This window comes from Sporosarcina sp. resist (assembly GCF_014302295.1).
Taxonomy (GTDB): Bacteria; Bacillota; Bacilli; order Bacillales_A; family Planococcaceae; genus Sporosarcina; species Sporosarcina psychrophila.
Genome location: NZ_CP060287.1, coordinates 3,207,554 through 3,224,861 on the forward strand (window position 1 = coordinate 3,207,554; position 17,308 = coordinate 3,224,861).

Annotated in this window: 15 protein-coding genes and 1 pseudogene; 4 read left to right on the top strand and 12 right to left on the bottom strand. The window is 37.8% G+C overall.

Features of this window, described 5'->3' with window-relative positions; all coding sequences use genetic code 11:
* Positions 1-11: 11 nt before the first annotated feature.
* The 3 genes from opp3C to H7992_RS15800 all read right to left on the bottom strand — a co-directional run bounded on the left by opp3C (position 12) and on the right by H7992_RS15800 (position 3,858).
* Positions 12-1,013, bottom strand: coding sequence for an oligopeptide ABC transporter permease (gene opp3C, locus H7992_RS15790; RefSeq protein ID WP_067213991.1), 1,002 nt, complete (start codon positions 1,011-1,013; stop codon positions 12-14).
* A 53-nt stretch (positions 1,014-1,066) separates the two neighbouring features.
* On the bottom strand, positions 1,067-1,999 hold the full coding sequence (locus H7992_RS15795) for an ABC transporter permease (RefSeq protein ID WP_067210678.1): 933 nt from the start codon (positions 1,997-1,999) through the stop codon (positions 1,067-1,069).
* Between the two features lie 209 nt (positions 2,000-2,208).
* Positions 2,209-3,858, bottom strand: coding sequence for a peptide ABC transporter substrate-binding protein (locus H7992_RS15800; RefSeq protein WP_067210680.1), 1,650 nt, complete (start codon positions 3,856-3,858; stop codon positions 2,209-2,211).
* Between the two features lie 134 nt (positions 3,859-3,992).
* Here H7992_RS15800 and H7992_RS15805 point away from each other — a divergent pair, with 134 nt between their 5' ends.
* Positions 3,993-4,370, top strand: a complete 378-nt coding sequence (locus tag H7992_RS15805; RefSeq protein WP_187045218.1) for a DUF3899 domain-containing protein — start codon at positions 3,993-3,995, stop codon at positions 4,368-4,370.
* On the opposite strand, the gene H7992_RS15810 is transcribed toward H7992_RS15805, so the two are convergent.
* A complete protein-coding gene (locus tag H7992_RS15810) occupies positions 4,355-5,281 on the bottom strand; it encodes a dipeptidase (protein ID WP_067210685.1) in 927 nt (308 codons plus the stop codon). The genes H7992_RS15805 and H7992_RS15810 overlap by 16 nt on opposite strands.
* 343 nt (positions 5,282-5,624) lie before the next feature.
* On the opposite strand from H7992_RS15810, the gene H7992_RS15815 reads away from it, so the two are divergent.
* Together H7992_RS15815 and H7992_RS15820 are read left to right on the top strand one after the other, a co-directional pair.
* Positions 5,625-6,194, top strand: coding sequence for a biotin transporter BioY (locus tag H7992_RS15815; RefSeq protein ID WP_067210688.1), 570 nt, complete (start codon positions 5,625-5,627; stop codon positions 6,192-6,194).
* Between the two features lie 288 nt (positions 6,195-6,482).
* Positions 6,483-6,707: a small, acid-soluble spore protein tlp gene (locus tag H7992_RS15820; protein ID WP_067210690.1), complete on the top strand. Its 225-nt coding sequence runs from the start codon at positions 6,483-6,485 to the stop codon at positions 6,705-6,707.
* Between the two features lie 559 nt (positions 6,708-7,266).
* On the opposite strand, the gene H7992_RS15825 is transcribed toward H7992_RS15820, so the two are convergent.
* The 5 genes and pseudogenes from H7992_RS15825 to H7992_RS15845 form a co-directional block, all read right to left on the bottom strand.
* Positions 7,267-8,376: a GerAB/ArcD/ProY family transporter gene (locus tag H7992_RS15825; RefSeq protein ID WP_255428451.1), complete on the bottom strand. Its 1,110-nt coding sequence runs from the start codon at positions 8,374-8,376 to the stop codon at positions 7,267-7,269.
* Positions 8,377-8,414: 38 nt separating this feature from the next.
* Positions 8,415-8,639 carry a hypothetical protein gene (locus H7992_RS15830; RefSeq protein ID WP_187045220.1) on the bottom strand — a complete coding sequence of 75 codons (225 nt, stop codon included), beginning with the start codon at positions 8,637-8,639 and terminating at the stop codon, positions 8,415-8,417.
* 6 nt (positions 8,640-8,645) lie between these two features.
* A complete protein-coding gene (locus tag H7992_RS15835) occupies positions 8,646-9,833 on the bottom strand; it encodes a Ger(x)C family spore germination protein (protein WP_067210697.1) in 1,188 nt (395 codons plus the stop codon).
* A 14-nt stretch (positions 9,834-9,847) separates the two neighbouring features.
* Complete coding sequence (locus tag H7992_RS15840; protein WP_067210700.1) at positions 9,848-11,455, bottom strand: spore germination protein; 1,608 nt, start codon at positions 11,453-11,455, stop codon at positions 9,848-9,850.
* A 231-nt stretch (positions 11,456-11,686) separates the two neighbouring features.
* A pseudogene (locus tag H7992_RS15845) lies at positions 11,687-11,827 on the bottom strand (hypothetical protein); the annotation flags it as partial.
* 802 nt (positions 11,828-12,629) lie between these two features.
* On the opposite strand from H7992_RS15845, the gene H7992_RS15850 reads away from it, so the two are divergent.
* Positions 12,630-13,292 carry a ribonuclease H family protein gene (locus tag H7992_RS15850; RefSeq protein WP_187045222.1) on the top strand — a complete coding sequence of 221 codons (663 nt, stop codon included), beginning with the start codon at positions 12,630-12,632 and terminating at the stop codon, positions 13,290-13,292.
* 89 nt (positions 13,293-13,381) lie between these two features.
* On the opposite strand, the gene H7992_RS15855 is transcribed toward H7992_RS15850, so the two are convergent.
* The 3 genes from H7992_RS15855 to H7992_RS15865 form a co-directional block, all read right to left on the bottom strand.
* Positions 13,382-14,374: a Gfo/Idh/MocA family protein gene (locus H7992_RS15855; RefSeq protein ID WP_187045223.1), complete on the bottom strand. Its 993-nt coding sequence runs from the start codon at positions 14,372-14,374 to the stop codon at positions 13,382-13,384.
* Positions 14,375-14,577: 203 nt separating this feature from the next.
* On the bottom strand, positions 14,578-15,675 hold the full coding sequence (locus H7992_RS15860; RefSeq protein ID WP_187047921.1) for a sugar ABC transporter permease: 1,098 nt from the start codon (positions 15,673-15,675) through the stop codon (positions 14,578-14,580).
* Positions 15,676-15,743: 68 nt separating this feature from the next.
* Entirely contained in the window at positions 15,744-17,264 is a 1,521-nt protein-coding gene (locus tag H7992_RS15865; RefSeq protein WP_187045224.1) for a xylose ABC transporter ATP-binding protein, read from the bottom strand.
* Positions 17,265-17,308 lie beyond the last annotated feature (44 nt).

Genomic DNA, 17,308 nt, shown 5'->3' on the forward strand with positions numbered 1-17,308 from the left:
AGACCCACTCCCTATTTTCTCATTTTCGGATCTAACGCATCACGTAATCCATCAGCGAGTAGATTGAAGCAAATCATAATCGTACTTATTACAAGTGCTGGGAATAGTAGCTTGTATGCGAAATACCTCATAGATTTATAGCCATCTTCAATTAACACACCAAGCGATGCTTGTGGCGCCTGCAATCCTAAGCCTATGAAACTTAAAAAGGCTTCGAAGAATATGGCTGTAGGAATTGTAAACATGATGGTAACGATAATCGGCCCCATTACGTTTGGCAATAAATGCCTCCAAATCAATCTAGAATTTGATGCACCGAGCGTTTGGGAGGCTAGGACAAATTCTTGACTTTTCAATTGCAAAATTTGTCCGCGTACAACACGTGCCATTCCTACCCACCCGGTTATCACCATCGCTAAAATAATGGACGTAATACCCGGTTCAAGAATGAGTATGAATAAGATAATGATAATCAAATTCGGTATTCCCATTAATACTTCAATTATTCGTTGCATAACATTATCTACTCTGCCTCCGTAGAAGGAGGAGATACCGCCATAAACGACACCAATAACTAAATCTAAAGCCGCAGCAACAAGCGCAATGAAGAGTGAGATTTGCGTTCCTTTCCATACCCTTGTCCATAAATCCCGGCCAAATTCATCTGTCCCGAACCAGTAATTTGCTTCTATATTTCTTTTTTCATAAACATCTACACCTTTTATATCTGTTCCATCAAAACCAAGCCACCCAAGTCCAGGGACTTTTGCAGGTAAATTAGAGTGAACCAAGTTTTGACTTCGGTACGTATGTTCATTCATTAAGGGACCTATTAGAGCCAAAATGATTAGCAATACGAGTAAAACCAGTGAAATAACTGCTCCCTTATTCTTAAATAATCGGTGGAATGCCTCTTGCCAAAATGAGACAGATGGCGAGTTGATGTCTTCCAGTTCCATTGGATCCAGCGGTGCGGGCACGAATAGATCAGCTGTAATTCCATCTGTATTCATTTTAAAGTTACCCGTAGATTTGCTTTGAATGGACGAATCTTTTTCGATTTTGTTCATGCCTGTCCCCCCTGTTTATAATCAATCCGAGGATCCAGAAGACCATATAAAATATCAACAATAAAGACAACGAATATGAACAACGCACTATAAAACAAGGTAATTCCCATAATTACGCTATAATCGAGGACCATAATTGACAATGTGAACTGTTCCCCGAGACCAGGTACTGAAAATATCTTTTCAATAACTAATGTTCCTGTCATGATCGATACCGCTAACGGACCGAGCATCGTAACAACAGGGATTAGCGCATTTCGAATGACATGTTTCGCCATAACCGTGGATTCGTGCAAGCCTTTTGCTCTTGCTGTCGTCACATAATCCTGTCCTAATACTTCGAGCATTTCACTTCGGATGAAACGTGCGACCGTTGCGATAACTGTTACTGAAAGTGCGAACGACGGTAAAATGGTACTCGCATAACTTTCCCATAAAGCAACAGGTAATAATTCATACTTCACCCCAATGAAGTATTGTAGCAATGCTGCAAAAACGAACGATGGGATAGACATCCCGAGTACTGCAAGTGTAACAGCACCATAGTCAAGAAGTGTATTATGTCGTAATGCAGAAATAATACCGAGTACTAGCCCTACAATCGTCCCAAATACAAGTGCTTGTAAACCAATGAGCGCAGAAGGGCCAATACGATTAACGATCATACTTTTTACAGTTCGACCTTCATATTGGAATGAATAGCCAAGATCGCCTTGTACTAAATTCCCTAAATAGCGAATGTATTGGATTGCTGCCGGTTGATCTAATCCATATTTGGCATTTAAAATAACGAGTTGCTTATCAGATAACTTTTCCGGGTTTGTAAACGGCGTTCCCGGAAGGAATTGCATAAGAAAGAACGTTGCTGTGATAATGATAAACAATGTAATAATCATAAACCCGAATCTTTTTACTATGTAGCGCTTCAAATCGGACACCCCAATTCCTTAAAAAGCTCTTGATTTTCCTTCTATAAATGTTGATATAAAATATCCCATTGAATTCGCTTCGGCTAACCCTTGTAAGGCGCCTTCGCTCAGATTAAATAGATATTCTTTTCTCAAGTTATTTATCAATCAGAAAACGAAGATGCTCCAGTTGGATACACCTTCGCTTATCTGTTGCTTAAATCATATGTTTATTCGATGTGAGCCCATTTGTAAGTGAATTCAGCACCCGTTGGATGTTTAGCTAAATCTTTGATTTTATCACGTACAAGAATTGCAGACCCTCGTTGATAAAGAGGCGCAACTGCTGCATCTTCTTCCAACAAAACCTTTTCAATACCAAGCAACATCTCGTAACGCTTGCTTAAATCCGTCTCACCGCGTGCATCATGAACTAATGCATCTAATTTTGGATTGCTATAATCCATACGGTTTGAAGAACTGCCTTTTACCCACATATCTAAATAGGTCATCGGGTCACTATAATCTGGTCCCCATGTAGAAAGAGAAAGTTCATAGTCGACTGCTTTTTCAATTTCAAGACGCTGAGCGAATGGTACAGCTTTAATATCAAGCTTAAATCCAGGAAGATTGTCTTCAAGCTGCGCTTGTAAGTACTCAGCTACTTTTTTCATTTCATCCGAGTCAGCAATATTGAGTGACACTGTCAATTCTGTTTGTCCAACTTCAGCTAAAGCTTTTTCCCATATTGCTTTTGCTTCTTCAGGAGTCCCTTTATTGAAGTCTCCATTTAACTCTCGGTAATCCTTATTCTCAGGCGAGAAGTAAAATCCTTCTCCAACTACTCCGTAAATTGGTGAAGAACCGTCTTTCAAAATAACATCTGTCAAACCTTGACGGTCAACTGCCATTCCAATCGCACGGCGAATTTCTGAATTCTTAAGCACTGGATGGTTGTGATTAAAGCGTAAGAAGACAATACCTGAGTCTTTTTCAACTTTAAAGTTTTTATCCTCAACATATTGGTCGATAAGTGCAGAAGTTAATTTGACGCGGTCAATTTTCTCTGTCTCATATAAATTCGCCCCGGCAGACGGGTCTTTAACGACAAATACATTTACCTCTTCAATTTTCACTGTTCCTGCATCCCAATAATCTTCATTTTTAACAAGTTTCCAGCTTTGTTCTTGTGACCAGTTATCAAGTTTGAATGGACCATTTGCTAAAATGTTGTCAGCTTCGAGTGCATACTGATCTCCAAGCTCTTCTACAAACTTTTGATTTTGCGGTAAGAATGTCGGGAATGCCAGTAATGTTTCAAATAATGGATTTGCACTTTCAAGTGTCACTTCAAGCGTTTTTTCTCCTGTTGCCTTAATACCAAGTTCTGCAGCATCCATTTCTTCGTTCATGATAGCTTCGGAATTCTTGATGCCTGCAGTAACAAGCATGTAATTATATGCACCAGCTTCTTTCATAACACGTTTCCACGCGTATTCAAAATCGGCAGCTGTTACAGGTTCGCCGTTGCTCCACTTCGCGTCTCTAATTGTAAATGTATGAACGATGCCATCTTCACTTTTCTCATGCTTCTCTGCGAGCGCGGGAACAGATTGGTTACTTTGATCCTGACGATACAGCCCCTCATTCACGTTATTCAAAACGTCAAATGCAATAGCGTCATGCGCTTTTGTTGAATCCAATGTTGGAATATCAGCCGTTGCACTCAAATTAAGTACTTGTGCAACCTTGCCGTCTGCTTCTTTTTCATCCTCTTTCTTGTCGTCTTTCTCTTCAGTTGATGAGCTGAAATTACAACCCGAAACAATCAAAGAAAAAATGGCCAAGAAAATTAAGCCTAACCATGTTTTTTTCTTCATTTCCCATTCCCCCCTTGTACTATTCTAGTAACTATATATAATTGTAAGTGCTTACAATCACAATAGCAATAATATTTTTAATTAATAGATATATCCCTATTAATCTATAAATAAGGTAGGAGTTGTTAACCTCTATGAAAAAGAAAAGCTTACTTCTTTCTTTTTGCATCACATCTTTCGTTATTTTATTCTCTACTGTATTTATGGCCCCAAAGTATATCATTATTTTACTTGATTTATTTTTCTATATCGGCATCATCATGTTACTAATCGGCAGTGTATTACTCATCATCCAAGATGGTTTTTTCACTAGATTTATCAACAACTCGAGACGTTTCTATTCAACCCTTAGCAAACGCGAGCAAGTTATACAGGACGTAGAAGGTAAAAACGGAGAAAACCCGAGTTATTTAAAACAGTTTCCCTTACTAGCCTATATTTTACCCCTCGGCGCTTTCTACTTATCACTCAGCTTGATTGGCTCTCTTATTACCGTTCAATTAGGACGATGATCCATAAAGTTTTGGTAGGCAAAACCTTTGACCGTCTCTTCACTGTATTTTTTTAGCAACTCATTTAGTAAATTCGGATGCATAGATGCATCTTCCAAATTAACAATCTTCGACGAGATACCATCGAAGTCTGAGCCTAACCCAATTTGTTTCTCTCCGCCTAAAGAACAGAAATGGTCAATATGTTCGATTAGGTCTGTTATCACAACTTCCCCTTGTTCCTTCACAAACGGCGGATTGTAGACAACATGGACGAGCCCATTTTTTTCAAACAGTGTTCTTGCCTGATCATCTGTCAGATTACGAACATGATTGCATAATGCTCTGGCATTCGAATGGCTCGCAATTGGATAGTTTGCTTCTTCCATGACATCCCAAAAAGCCTTTTCACACAAATGGGAGACATCGGTCAAAATTTTATGTTCATTATTGAAATGAACAATCTCTTTGCCAAACGACGTCAGTCCCGCTCCACGTGGTTCTCCCGCTCCGTCTGCTGCCAAGTTGGCATTATTCCAAGTAAGACCAATCGAATGGACTCCCAATTGATGAAGAATAGTTAGCTTTTGTAGATCGTTTCCGATTGCATCCACACCTTCAAGCGTCAACATCGCTCCAATTTCTCCGTCTTTTAACTGATCGAAATCGCTCCACTCCTTGATCAGTTTCATATTCGGATTGTTCCCAAGCACATCTGTATAGAAATAATGGATTTGATCTAAAGCAGCTTGAAATTTCTGATCTGACTTCATTTCCGGATACACGAATATAGCAAATGCTTGTACTTTTACTCCACCCTTTATTAGTTTTTCATAACTCGTATCGAGTTCCAAAGAATCTTGAAACTTCATTTCCCCTTTTGATTCATACAATCTAAGCAATACATCACAATGCAAGTCGATAATTTTCAATTTATTTGCCCCTTTCAGATACACAAATAGAATCAACAATTAGAACTATCTGTTAATAAAAATAGTAGCAAACAACTAGTTGGATTTCAACTTCATATTCGCAAAAATAAATCCATCACCTGTATAGTCCAAGTGATGAATTTCGAGTATCTATTCGATAAACAGTCATGAAGGTTTCACAACTCACACTAATCCCTTACAAAGGTACTGTATGTTTAGTCAATACCTAAACAATACATTTCATTTTAAAATAATCGTGTTGACGAAAGCAGTTGGGTTACTATACAATTAATGAGTCAACTATTATTATATTTCAGTTAACACAAAAGGGGATTTGCACACTATGACTGAGTCAAGTTACAAACTACGAATGATGATTATTTCAGCACTATTCGCAGCAATTATTGGTGTATTAGCGCAAGTTACAGTTCCATTACCACTTGTACCAATTACTGGACAAACGCTTGCCATCGGACTTGCTGCGACAATATTGGGCGCACGATATGGTACATTGTCAGTACTCATTTATTTATGCATGGGCGCAATAGGGATACCGGTATTCGCACAGATGTCTGGGGGTTTAGGGATTCTAGTCGGGCCAACTGGTGGGTATTTGATCGGGTTCATCCCAACTGCACTTATCATTGGCTTTTTTCTTGAAAAAACGAGTTTTACAGTTAAAAACGCAATCATCGCAAACGTAATCGGAATGTTTATTGCATTAACTTTTGGAACGGTTTGGTTAAAAGTCATTGCAAATCTTTCTTGGACCGCAGCATTTTCAGGTGGATTTGCACCGTTTCTTCTTGTTGGCTTCATTAAAGCGACACTGGCAGCATGGGCTGGCATTACTGTTAGAAATAGGTTGAAATCAACAAATCTAATATATGCATGGAACGCTGAAGTAAAATAAATCATACCGGATTCCAAAACGGCTAGTAATTGTTTTGGAATTTGGTATTTCACACTTTTCATCTGCTATCCAACCTACTTTCTACCCCAATAAAACTCTAGTAGATTAACGTCCCATTCCACTATTTCATACATATTCTAAACGCCAGATATGAGGATTCTTTGCCATACGGAAAATATCATTGTAGTAATCGTCTTCTTCCCGAGAACTGTAATCGACAAATAATTATTGTGAATTTGGGAACGCTATCTCTTGAAGGTTTTTAAAAAAGTTGAAGGAGGAAGTATAATGACTAACATCAAACCGAATGATTCAGATGACAATGTAAATAGGCTAAAGAAAACCATCAGTAATATGGAAGCAGCCGAAGCAGCGATGGAATTCGCCGAGGGGAAAGAACTTGCTGCAATCAAGGAGAAAAACGAGCGACGTAAAGAAAGCATTGAAGGATTACAAACTGAAATAAGTGCAGAAGAAGAATCACGAATTAACGGGTATAAAAAAAGAATGTAAGTATAGATTTAGGCGATATTGTGCCTAGTTGTGCATTTCTACTACGTATGTATGCTTCGCACAATTTCTTAGCTATATGTTTAGTATCGACAATAGAACCCACCATGCCTCTTACAATGCGGACCATGGTGGGTTATTTTTATATTGAATATTTTTCCACAGATAAAGCCTAGGACTATTCCTATACTGATTAATAATAATTGCCAGACAGACAATCGAGCAATTTATGTATCTAAATATATATAAATAAGTATCCTTCAATTATTACAACGTTTCAATTAACCGTTTCTCATCAAGTTCTGTCGATTTAACAACGGATTCAGTTATATAATAGTCCGATCTTGAATGGTAGAATTTTTACCATTAGATATCGTCGTGATCGTTCTATCATAAGGTCTGGTGCCCAGATTTTTTAAAAATAGTGAAACAAAAACCAGTACAAAATCAATTTAGTATACAAATATCTAAATATCAAATAAACGTACCCGCCTAACCAGAGTTGATCATCTTACCCCCTAGTAAAATACTTACGCTACAAATTTATTCGTTACGTATCTTGTTATTTTGTAACTTCTTTCTTCAAACCCTTCCTTCGTATTCCGTAAACGATAACTAACAATAAGGGAAATATAATTCCAACTACTAATGTAAGAGAATTTCCCGTCGTATTATCCCAATTCTGTTTATAGATAATATTAGGATATATAACAAGGGAAAGAACCACGGTAATTATCCCTATTGGCATTATTAAAGGGCGATAATCTTTCAAATTTAAAATTTGTGCAATCGCTAAAACAGTAGCGTAAAAATAAAGAATCATTTTAAAATAGAGAGAAAGAATCCATAGTAAAGCCATTAATACTTCAATTCTTTCTATGAAATTTCCAACATTAATTCTTTTGGCCAATTCATAGCTTGGATAAATTTCGTTCGCCGTTTTTCCTGCTCCTAACACAGAAATACTCAAAAATGTAATGAGAATAATAATAAGTCCACCAATTAAATTTCCAAGTAGAAAGGATTTTTTTGCATGTTTAACATCATTTACAAATGCGGGGAAAATCATTAATAAAACAATTGCATTTCCAGAAGACATAAGGACATAAAAGATGGAGGATTTGATCATCGTTTTCGGTTCTGCCTCAAACACAGGCTTTAGGTGGTCAACCTGGATATCGGGTGCAATTAAAACGGTAAATATAATAAAGATGATGATGAAAAAGGCACCAAAGATTTCTGCAGAACGTGCGATGGTCTCTAACCCAAGGTAAACGCCCATTACCACAACTCCAGCCATCAGAATATTAAGCGCTGACAAGGGCGTATTCGGCATGATATGGGTATTAAAAAAATTACCTGATTGAAATAAAAGAGTTGAAGCATAAAGAAGTGACATCATTGCAAATAAAACTGAAACGGCATTACCAATCAATTTTCCAAATACTTTTTCATTCATTTGAACATAGGTGAGGTGAGGAAACCAAAGTGCTATCGCGGTGAAAAGCCATACCACCAATAACCCGATTCCCGTACCAATTATAGCTGTAATCCAGGCATCTTGGTTCGTTTTTGCTGCTAAAACTGACGGAACTTCTAAGATGCTCGTCCCAATCGTAAAAAAGATAACTAACACTAGAAATTGATTTGAATTTATTTTAATATTATGCATCATTTCAACTCTTCACCCTCCTTACCTCTCTAATTCAACTAATGGAAGAGCGTTTCATTTATTGGTCTTAGAATGAAAGTTAGTAAGTCCATTGGATTTGGAATGGGTTTTCCTAATACTTGAGCAATCCCTAAGCCTGTCCCAATAGAAAGAAAGAGTAAAAAGACAACCAATTCTTTTTTATTTTTCTTTCGTAATAGGGATGGAACTTCAAACCGTACGATTGCCGCTACTATCAACAGGAGTCCAATAATTTTCAGCATGATTCTTTATTCCTCTAACTTTTGTAAGAATGAATTGCTTACTGTACCCGTATCACGTATTTTCATATCAACCTCAACGTTCACTGTTAATTCCGTAAACTCTTCATCCCACTGATTTTTAATTTTTTTCCATGTTTTCGGATTGGATCGATGAATAGCTTGTCCAAATCCAAAAATATCTGAATTATATTGTTTTTGTAGCGTTTCAATTGTTTGATGAACGATTTCCTTCAATTCTTTTTCATAACTTTTTTCTAACGCATCTATTGTTTTTGTGTCTTTCATATCGATGTGACATTCCACTTCTCCCACATTCCCCTCTACTTCGATAGTTACATTTACTTCAGGCTCCCCTTTGTTAATCTTTCCTTTCAATTCAGATTTAGAATTAATTACCTCTATCGAAACTTTCCCTTCCTCGGGACATGAAATTGATGCTACTGTCGATTTAACGGAGTCGATAATATAGTTATATCCCTTACTTTCACTTTCATTTAACCATCCCACTAGTTTATCTTGCCTAAATACCGCCAAATAATCATATTGAATTTGGGCAGCAGGCGTAATTGACTCCACATTCTGCTTGCTTGAACCTACTTCCTGATTTCCAAACACCTGAATACCCGTTAAAACTGCATCCTTTCCATCTGTTATAAAATCGCCTAACAGCTCATCTAATGTAACCCCTTTCGTCACAGCCCAGTTTTCCTCAGACGTTTTAAGCGTATTAAACATTTTATTTGCAGGTATGCTTTCAATCGGTGTTGTAACATTCAGTATTTCTGCAGCAGTCTTATCCTTTGCAACAACAACATAGAAATCTGACCTTAGTTCCCAATCTCTTGATAGTAAATCCAATGACTCACCTACACCTGCTTTAGCTAATTCCTCGCCAATCACAAGCATTCGAAGATGACCGGGATATATCTTTCTGGGTGAGTCGATTGTCATTTTTCGAAAGGCTTCAAATATTGTTTCACCGGTAGCTTGGAATAAGGTTACTGTTGAACGACCAGAACTTTGTTTCATGGATACTTCCGACGGTACAACTACTTGAGCAGTTAATTGAAATTCTTCATCCACTTTGTCAATTCCTAGCGCTAAAGTGATCGCAATCTCATTTAATTCCCTCCTGTCCCAACATCCCGTTAAAACAAGACTCAGAATTAGGAGCACAAAAGTATATTTTTTCATCGTTTAAGCTCCTTTTACTCCTCATTTTTTGGTGGCTTTGGTTTTGCAGAAGCTGAATCTTGTTGCCTAACTATATTTTGTTGATTGATAAGACGAGGTCGAGTAATCATTGCCCATCTAGGCAATCGAATAAATGTATCCTTTTGATCGGAAATATTAAATGGACCCAATGGAGACATGTAGGGAATGCCAAAAGAACGAATACTACATAAATGGAGTACGAGGGCAATTAAACCCACCATAATTCCAAATAAACCGAACGAGGCAGCTATTCCCATAAAACCAAAACGCAGTAATCTTACAGCAATCGCTATATCATAGGTTGGAGAAACAAAGCTCGCGATAGCAGTTATTGAAACAATAATTACCATCGCCGCAGAAATCACACCTGCTTCGACAGCTGCCGTCCCTATGACGAATGCACCTACAATAGACATGGCAGATCCAATCGATCGAGGCATTCTTACGCCTGCTTCACGTAATATTTCAAAGGTCAATTCCATTAGCAATGCTTCAAAGAATGCAGGAAATGGAACACCTTCTCGTTGGGCAGTCAGACTAATTAGCAGTGCTGGTGGCAGCATCGTCTGATGAAAAGTTGTGATTGCAATAAAAAACGCCGGCGCCAGCAAAGAAATACCAAAAGAGCCAAAACGAAGGAGTCGAATAAAACTCGAAATATCCGCACGTTGATAATAGTCCTCAGAAGACTGGAAAAATTGAATGAACAACGCAGGAACGATAAGTACAAATGGCGTTCCATCTACCAAAATGGCTATTCTTCCTTCCAGTAGTGCTGCAGCTACTACATCTGGGCGTTCTGTATTGAAAATAGTGGGAAAAGGTGAATGAGGTGAATCCTCAATTAATTCTTCGATATATCCACTTTCTAGAATTCCATCAATTTCGATATTATCCAAACGCAAATGGACTTCTTTCACTATTTTTTCATCTGCAACACCGTTGATGTACATCAACGCAATATCCGTTTTCGTCCGTGTTCCAATTACCTTAGACTCCACCCAAAGATTAGGATCTTTAAGTTTCCGTCGAACTAATGCCGTATTTACGCGTAAGTTTTCGGAGAATCCTTCACGAGGTCCTCTCACTACCGTTTGAGCAACTGGTTCCGTTACCCCACGCTCAATCCAGTGCTTATTTGAAATGACTAATCCTTGTGAATAGCCATCGATTAGTATTATTGTATCGCCCGACAAAAGACCATTATAAAGTACTTCAAAAGTAGTGAAATCTTTTATCTCTCCTACTGTCATGGAAAAATCTTTTAAAATGCTAATAATACTTTGCCCAGTTGACAACTTTACCTGTAATTCAATATCTTTAGTATCCAACATAAGTGTTTCTAAAATGAATTCTTGTAACGAAGTTGTATTTGTTAACCCATCAGTGTATATAATGCCCGCTTTAATGCTTCCTTCTTTTCCAATTCGAATTTCTCGAAAGACAATATCCGTACTTTTCCCAAGTGTATCTTTTAAGATTTGTATATTTTCCTGAAGACTAACTTTCAGACCATCTTTTTTATTTGGATCCACCATTTGACTTTGTGAGGGAACAGCTTTATTTGATTCGTTTGTTTTTTTCTTTTTAAAAAACCGCATACTCTCTGTCCCTCACTTTCTATTATGAATACGATTATATTCTGCTAATAAAAATTACATTATTCGGCGGGTCAAGTCCCTTTTATAGTATTCAGCATGAGCTATTTCTCTTTTTTTCATACGTTTGTTATGTCGTAGTCCATAGGTATTCTTGTAAGCTTAAACTAACTCCGTTGTGATTTTAAACCACTGCTTATCCATCAATACTTACTTTATTAGACAATAGACATTTCAGTTTCGCTGCAAAAAACACCTCGCATCTGGATGAGCGAATACCATCGCAGATACGCATACTTTGGATTCCACCAGCAATCCTTCTGTTAACTGCATGCCAATATCTTCAGGTCTTTTCAAATTAAATAACTTGGCTTGTTTCTAGTAAAATCACGTCACTTTCGCTTGTATCTAAAAATCATGTCTTACTTAAGAGAACCTATTTTCCCATGTGACAAGCAGCTTTTTCGTCGTAGGTCCAATTGCTCCAGCACAAAACTTGGCCACTGGTGTAATGATTTCTTCTGTATATTCCCTCACAAATTATAATCTCAGAAATTAATGTCATGTACTTTGTCTCCATGATGATAGTCATTCAACACAACTGGCTTTCCATCGAACGTAATCATTTAAATGAAATCGGAGCCCATTCCTAAATAACCTCGATGACTATTTTCAATAACCTCTCGATTGCTGATTAAATTCATTGCCAAATAAATTACACGTATATTGTACAGCATGCAAAATACGCTCCATACTATTGCGTGAGCAATCGAAACACCTCAGTATTATTTCTGTAGATGAAATAATACATGGGATTAATTTCGCCTTCTTTGCCACTACTATATTTGCGATTAGTAGTCTATTTGCCGAGATTTTGTTGGCCATTTAAATACGAAGAAAATCAAGAAATGGTTATCGGTAAAAATCACCTTAAGAGTTTCCACGTAAGAGGAGCAAAATAAGTAATTCACATATCTCAATACACATTAAAAAAACCAGACATTGAGCTGCCTGGTTTTCTTGCTATGCTCATGCAATTGTAGTGTCCCGCTTAGGTACCTAATAAATTGGGTCGTTTCATAAATATAGCCTGAATTGGGTATACTCATATTGTATCTGCATTTTTGAGAGAGATAGAAGATGAATACATAGACTTACTGATACAGGAGGATTAGCGATGAATATACTAATCGAATGGATTTACAAATCTCCAAAAGGAGCAGAAACCGTCTTCCGCTCCGAGGAGATGCCGGCAGCACAAGCCATACTAGTTGCGGAAGACTTGGCACGGACCGGACGTACCAAAAATGTACTATTCATTGACCAGTTCGACAGCACGTGGACGGTCAAAGAGATGAAAGGTTATTTGAAAGGAATTGAAACCGAACCACATAACATCACGGTTTATTTCGACGGCGGCTTCGATCTTACAACACGTAAATCAGGATTAGGCTGCGTCATCTATTATGAACAAAGCGGGAAATCGTATAGGTTACGGCAAAATGCACCTTCTGCCGAACTCTCATCGAATAACGAGGCAGAATATGCAGCACTCTACCTTGGCCTACAGGAGCTCGAGCATTTGAATGTCCATCATCTACCTGTCCGCTTCATCGGGGATTCACAGGTGGTCATCAACCAGCTGACCGGGGAATGGCCAGCGCTCGAAAATAATTTGTCCAACTGGGCAGACCGGATAGAAGATAAGCTGAAAGACCTCGGCATCCAACCAGAATACAAACTGGTACAGCGGAAATTAAATTCAGAAGCGGATCGGCTGGCAACACAAGCGCTGAATGGAGTCTCGATTACGGCCACGAGCGAAGTTACAGTGGATTAGTAAGTGTGGAAAATTAAGGTAAAATACATCTGTGCGACAAACAGTTATGATTGTCGCACAGCGTTTCTATAAGATTTCCAATAAATATGTTACTTCACTTCTACAAAGCTCCCTGTTCGAATTGATTGATAACAGGCCTCTATTACACGCATATTATTAATAGTAGATTGCCCAGTAATTACAGGACTCGTATTATTTAAAATAGCTGCGGAAAAGTGTTCAACTTCTAGTCGATAAATATCACCATATATTTTTTCTTCTCGGGTTATTCCACTTCCCTCTACAATAATAGAACCTATACCGCCACTCGTATCTGGACGAAAAGCCAATGGCACTTTAATAGTGCCTTTTGTCCCCACAATCTCATATTCATTTCTTTCAGTCATATCGAAGCTACAATCAAAAGTAGCAGTCAAGCCATTATCCAACTTTAAATATCCATAGGTGCTCATATCAACCCCTGATTTAGGATCAATTTCTGCAATAGCGTGTACTTCCACAGGTTCTGCACCTGATATATGGCGAATTACTTGGATAGAATAACAACCAACATCATATAGACTACCCCCGCCCATATCCTTTTCCATTCTAATATCATAGTCACGGTTTTTTAAATTAAAGGAGTGGCTTGATTTTATTAGTTTAAGATTACCGATTTCTCCGGAAGCTATAATTTCTTTCACCCGCTCATGTTGTGGATGCAACTGGTACATAAACCCTTCCATGAACTTCACTTTTTGCTCACGACATACTTCAACCATTTCGGCAGCCTCAATAGATGTTAGAGCTGCTGGCTTCTCGCAAAGTATGTGTTTACCTTGCCTCGCTGCCTTATACACCCACTCCTTATGTAAGTGATTCGGAAGAGGAATATAAACTGCATCTATTTCAGGATCATTCAGAAGCTCCTCATAACTTTCGTATGCTTTAGGTATATTTAGTGCAGATGCAATTGCATGTACTTTACTCCCTCGACTTGAAATTGCAACTACTTCTGCATTCCTCGCACGAAACATAGCAGGAATCACCTGTGTTTGAGCGATATTTGCCGTACTTAAAACTCCCCAACGAATTTTATCCATCGTAACATTCTCCATTACCAAATCTCAAAGTCTCTTCAATAGTCTTACCTGCCACTTTTTCCGCGGAGTTATTATGTTTATATGCAAGTGAATTAGCAGATTTTCGTCCTTCATATTTGATTTGATTGATATTTTTGAAATAAATTATGGAAAACTCCTCCAGAAAATTTATATTTTAAAAACTATATCACTATGATACTTCCTTACTTTTTACTAGCAATATCAATCCAGACAGCAACAATTAAGATTAACCCCTTAACGATGTATTGCCAGAACGTTTCAATATTCATCATACTCATCCCATTATCGATACTGGCCATAATTAATGCACCAATAAGGGCACCAACGACTTTCCCTTTACCACCCATTAAACTCGTTCCACCAATAACACATGCCGCAATTGCGTCAAGCTCATACATATTACCCGCATTTACTGTAGCCGCATTTAGTCGGCTTGTTAAAATCACACCTGCAACTCCTGCTAGCGCGCCCATTGATATAAAAACCCATAATGTATTTCGCTTAATGTTTATACCCGAAAGGGCTGCTGCTTCTGGGTTTCCACCGATTGCATAAACGTATCTACCAAACGCAGTTTTATTAGAAATAAAGATAAAGATAGCCGCTAATAAAACAACAATTAATATTGGCGTCGGAATCCCATGGTAACGATTTAACATATATGTAGCTAATAAAATGAAAAACGAATAGACTCCAATCTTGCCATAATCTATTAACTGCGTTGGAAGTAACAAGCCCATATCTTTTCTTTTAGATCGATTTCGAACCGTCCAAAAATACAACATTCCAATACTAACTAACGCTAATAAATAGCCTAGACCAAATGGGAAATAACTATTACTAATATCCTTAAAACTATTACTCATCGGGGCTATCGTTTGCCCTTTGCTTAATCCAATAAGGATACCACGGAAAATAAGCATTCCACCTAGCGTAACGATAAATGCTGGAACCGCTCTGTACGCAACCCACCATCCCTGCCATGCTCCCAAAATTGCACCAACTACAATCGCGGCAACGAAAACAGCAAAAGTATTCCAGTCGTACCAAACATGTAAAATCGCCGTAACACCACCGGTTAAACCTACTAAGGAACCGACAGATAAATCAATATGCCCCGCTACGATAATCAATGTCATTCCAATTGCTAAAACAGCAACTACAGACATTTGAGAGAATAAATTGGACAAATTACGTGAAGATAAAAATTCACCGCCAGTGAAAAAACCAAATATAACGGCAATTAACACCAGCGCAATAATAAGTGTGTACGCCTGCATATCCAGCTTAAAACTTAAACCTCTTTTTTCGTCAGTAACTGTATCAGTATCAGTAGTTGGTTGAGTGTTCACGATATCTTCCCTCCCGTTGCACAGGTCATAATTTTCTCTTGGGTTGCTTCTTCTCTTAAGAATTCCCCGGTAATTTCTCCTTCTGCCATCACAATAATTCTATCTGACATACCCAGCACTTCTGGTAGCTCAGATGAAATAATCACGATTCCAACCCCTTGATTTGCCAACTCATTTATTATTTTGTAAATTTCATACTTCGCCCCAACATCAATTCCTCTTGTCGGTTCATCCAAAATCAAAACTTTGGGATTAGTTAATAACCATTTACTAAGTACAACCTTTTGCTGATTACCACCACTTAATTGACCTACTAACGCTTCTAAATTCGGGGCTTTCAGATTCATTTCATATGTAATATCCCCGGCACTCTTCACTTCTAAAGCATTATCGATGACCTTTATTTTCATCATTTTATTCAAAGCAGCAAGCGTTGTATTTTTAGTAATATCCATTCCTAAAACTAGACCATAACGCTTTCTATCTTCAGAAACATATGCAAGCCCGTTCTTAATAGCATCTGCTGGGCTTTTTATATTCGTTTCTTGACCATCAATCAAAACTGTGCCCGTTCGATTGCCTTTTAATCCTCCAAACAAGCTGATAAATAGTTCCGTTCTACCAGCACCCATTAACCCGGAAAATCCAAGAATTTCACCTTTTTTAAGAGTAAATGAAACATTGTTGATCACTTTTTTCCCCACACTATTAGTAACAGAGTAGTCCTTTACGTCAACTATATTTTCACGGCTTATAGCACGAACTTCATATGGAAAAAGCTCAGTTAATTCGCGTCCTACCATCTTCGTAATAATTTTTTCCTCAGTTAGTTCTTCAATTGAATCTGTACTAACAGATTGCCCATCTCTTATTATCGTGACAGAATTCGCTAACGCCATCACCTCACCAAGCTTATGGGAAATATAGATGCAAGTAACTCCTTTTTTACGAAGGTCATTTAAAAGATTCATTAAAATGTCGACGTCGCTTTCCGTTAATGCCGCTGTTGGCTCATCTAATATAAGAATATCCGTTTTTCGAGTCAATGCCTTCGCAATTTCAATAAGCTGTTGTTTTCCAACTGTTAATTCTCTTACTTTTGTTTGAGGATCGACATCCAATCCTATATGATCTAACCACTTTTGGGCTTCTGCATAAATTTTATTCCAGTCAATAATTTTCGCTCTCATTAAGTCATGACTTAAAAATAAGTTTTCTGCGACTGTCATTTCCTCTACAAGTGCAAGCTCTTGATAAATTATTGCAACACCTGCGTTTTGAGATTCTTTAATTGACTTAAATTGCACATTTTCACCATTGATTAGGATTTCTCCGTCATATGTTCCTTGTGGATAAACTCCACTTAATATTTTCATTAAGGTCGATTTTCCAGCACCATTTTCACCACATAAAGCATGTATTTCTCCTTTACGCACAGAAAATGTAACATTATCTAGAGCACGAACACCTGGAAACTCTTTTGTAATTGCCTTCATTTGAAGCGCATAATTTCCCATTACAGATTATCACCTCTTAATATAGGTAAATTTAAAGGGGGACT

Bases quoted from the DNA above. Each gene is read 5' to 3' on its own strand.
- opp3C (WP_067213991.1), bottom strand. From the start codon at position 1,013: ATGAATACAGATGGAATTACAGCTGATCTATTCGTGCCCGCACCGCTG.
- H7992_RS15800 (WP_067210680.1), bottom strand. From the start codon at position 3,858: ATGAAGAAAAAAACATGGTTAGGCTTAATTTTCTTGGCCATTTTTTCT.
- H7992_RS15805 (WP_187045218.1), top strand. From the start codon at position 3,993: ATGAAAAAGAAAAGCTTACTTCTTTCTTTTTGCATCACATCTTTCGTT.
- H7992_RS15815 (WP_067210688.1), top strand. From the start codon at position 5,625: ATGACTGAGTCAAGTTACAAACTACGAATGATGATTATTTCAGCACTA.
- H7992_RS15820 (WP_067210690.1), top strand. From the start codon at position 6,483: ATGACTAACATCAAACCGAATGATTCAGATGACAATGTAAATAGGCTA.
- H7992_RS15825 (WP_255428451.1), bottom strand. From the start codon at position 8,376: ATGCATAATATTAAAATAAATTCAAATCAATTTCTAGTGTTAGTTATC.
- H7992_RS15830 (WP_187045220.1), bottom strand. From the start codon at position 8,639: ATGCTGAAAATTATTGGACTCCTGTTGATAGTAGCGGCAATCGTACGG.
- H7992_RS15835 (WP_067210697.1), bottom strand. From the start codon at position 9,833: ATGAAAAAATATACTTTTGTGCTCCTAATTCTGAGTCTTGTTTTAACG.
- H7992_RS15840 (WP_067210700.1), bottom strand. From the start codon at position 11,455: ATGCGGTTTTTTAAAAAGAAAAAAACAAACGAATCAAATAAAGCTGTT.
- H7992_RS15850 (WP_187045222.1), top strand. From the start codon at position 12,630: ATGAATATACTAATCGAATGGATTTACAAATCTCCAAAAGGAGCAGAA.
- H7992_RS15855 (WP_187045223.1), bottom strand. From the start codon at position 14,374: ATGGATAAAATTCGTTGGGGAGTTTTAAGTACGGCAAATATCGCTCAA.
- H7992_RS15860 (WP_187047921.1), bottom strand. From the start codon at position 15,675: ATGCAGGCGTACACACTTATTATTGCGCTGGTGTTAATTGCCGTTATA.
- H7992_RS15865 (WP_187045224.1), bottom strand. From the start codon at position 17,264: ATGGGAAATTATGCGCTTCAAATGAAGGCAATTACAAAAGAGTTTCCA.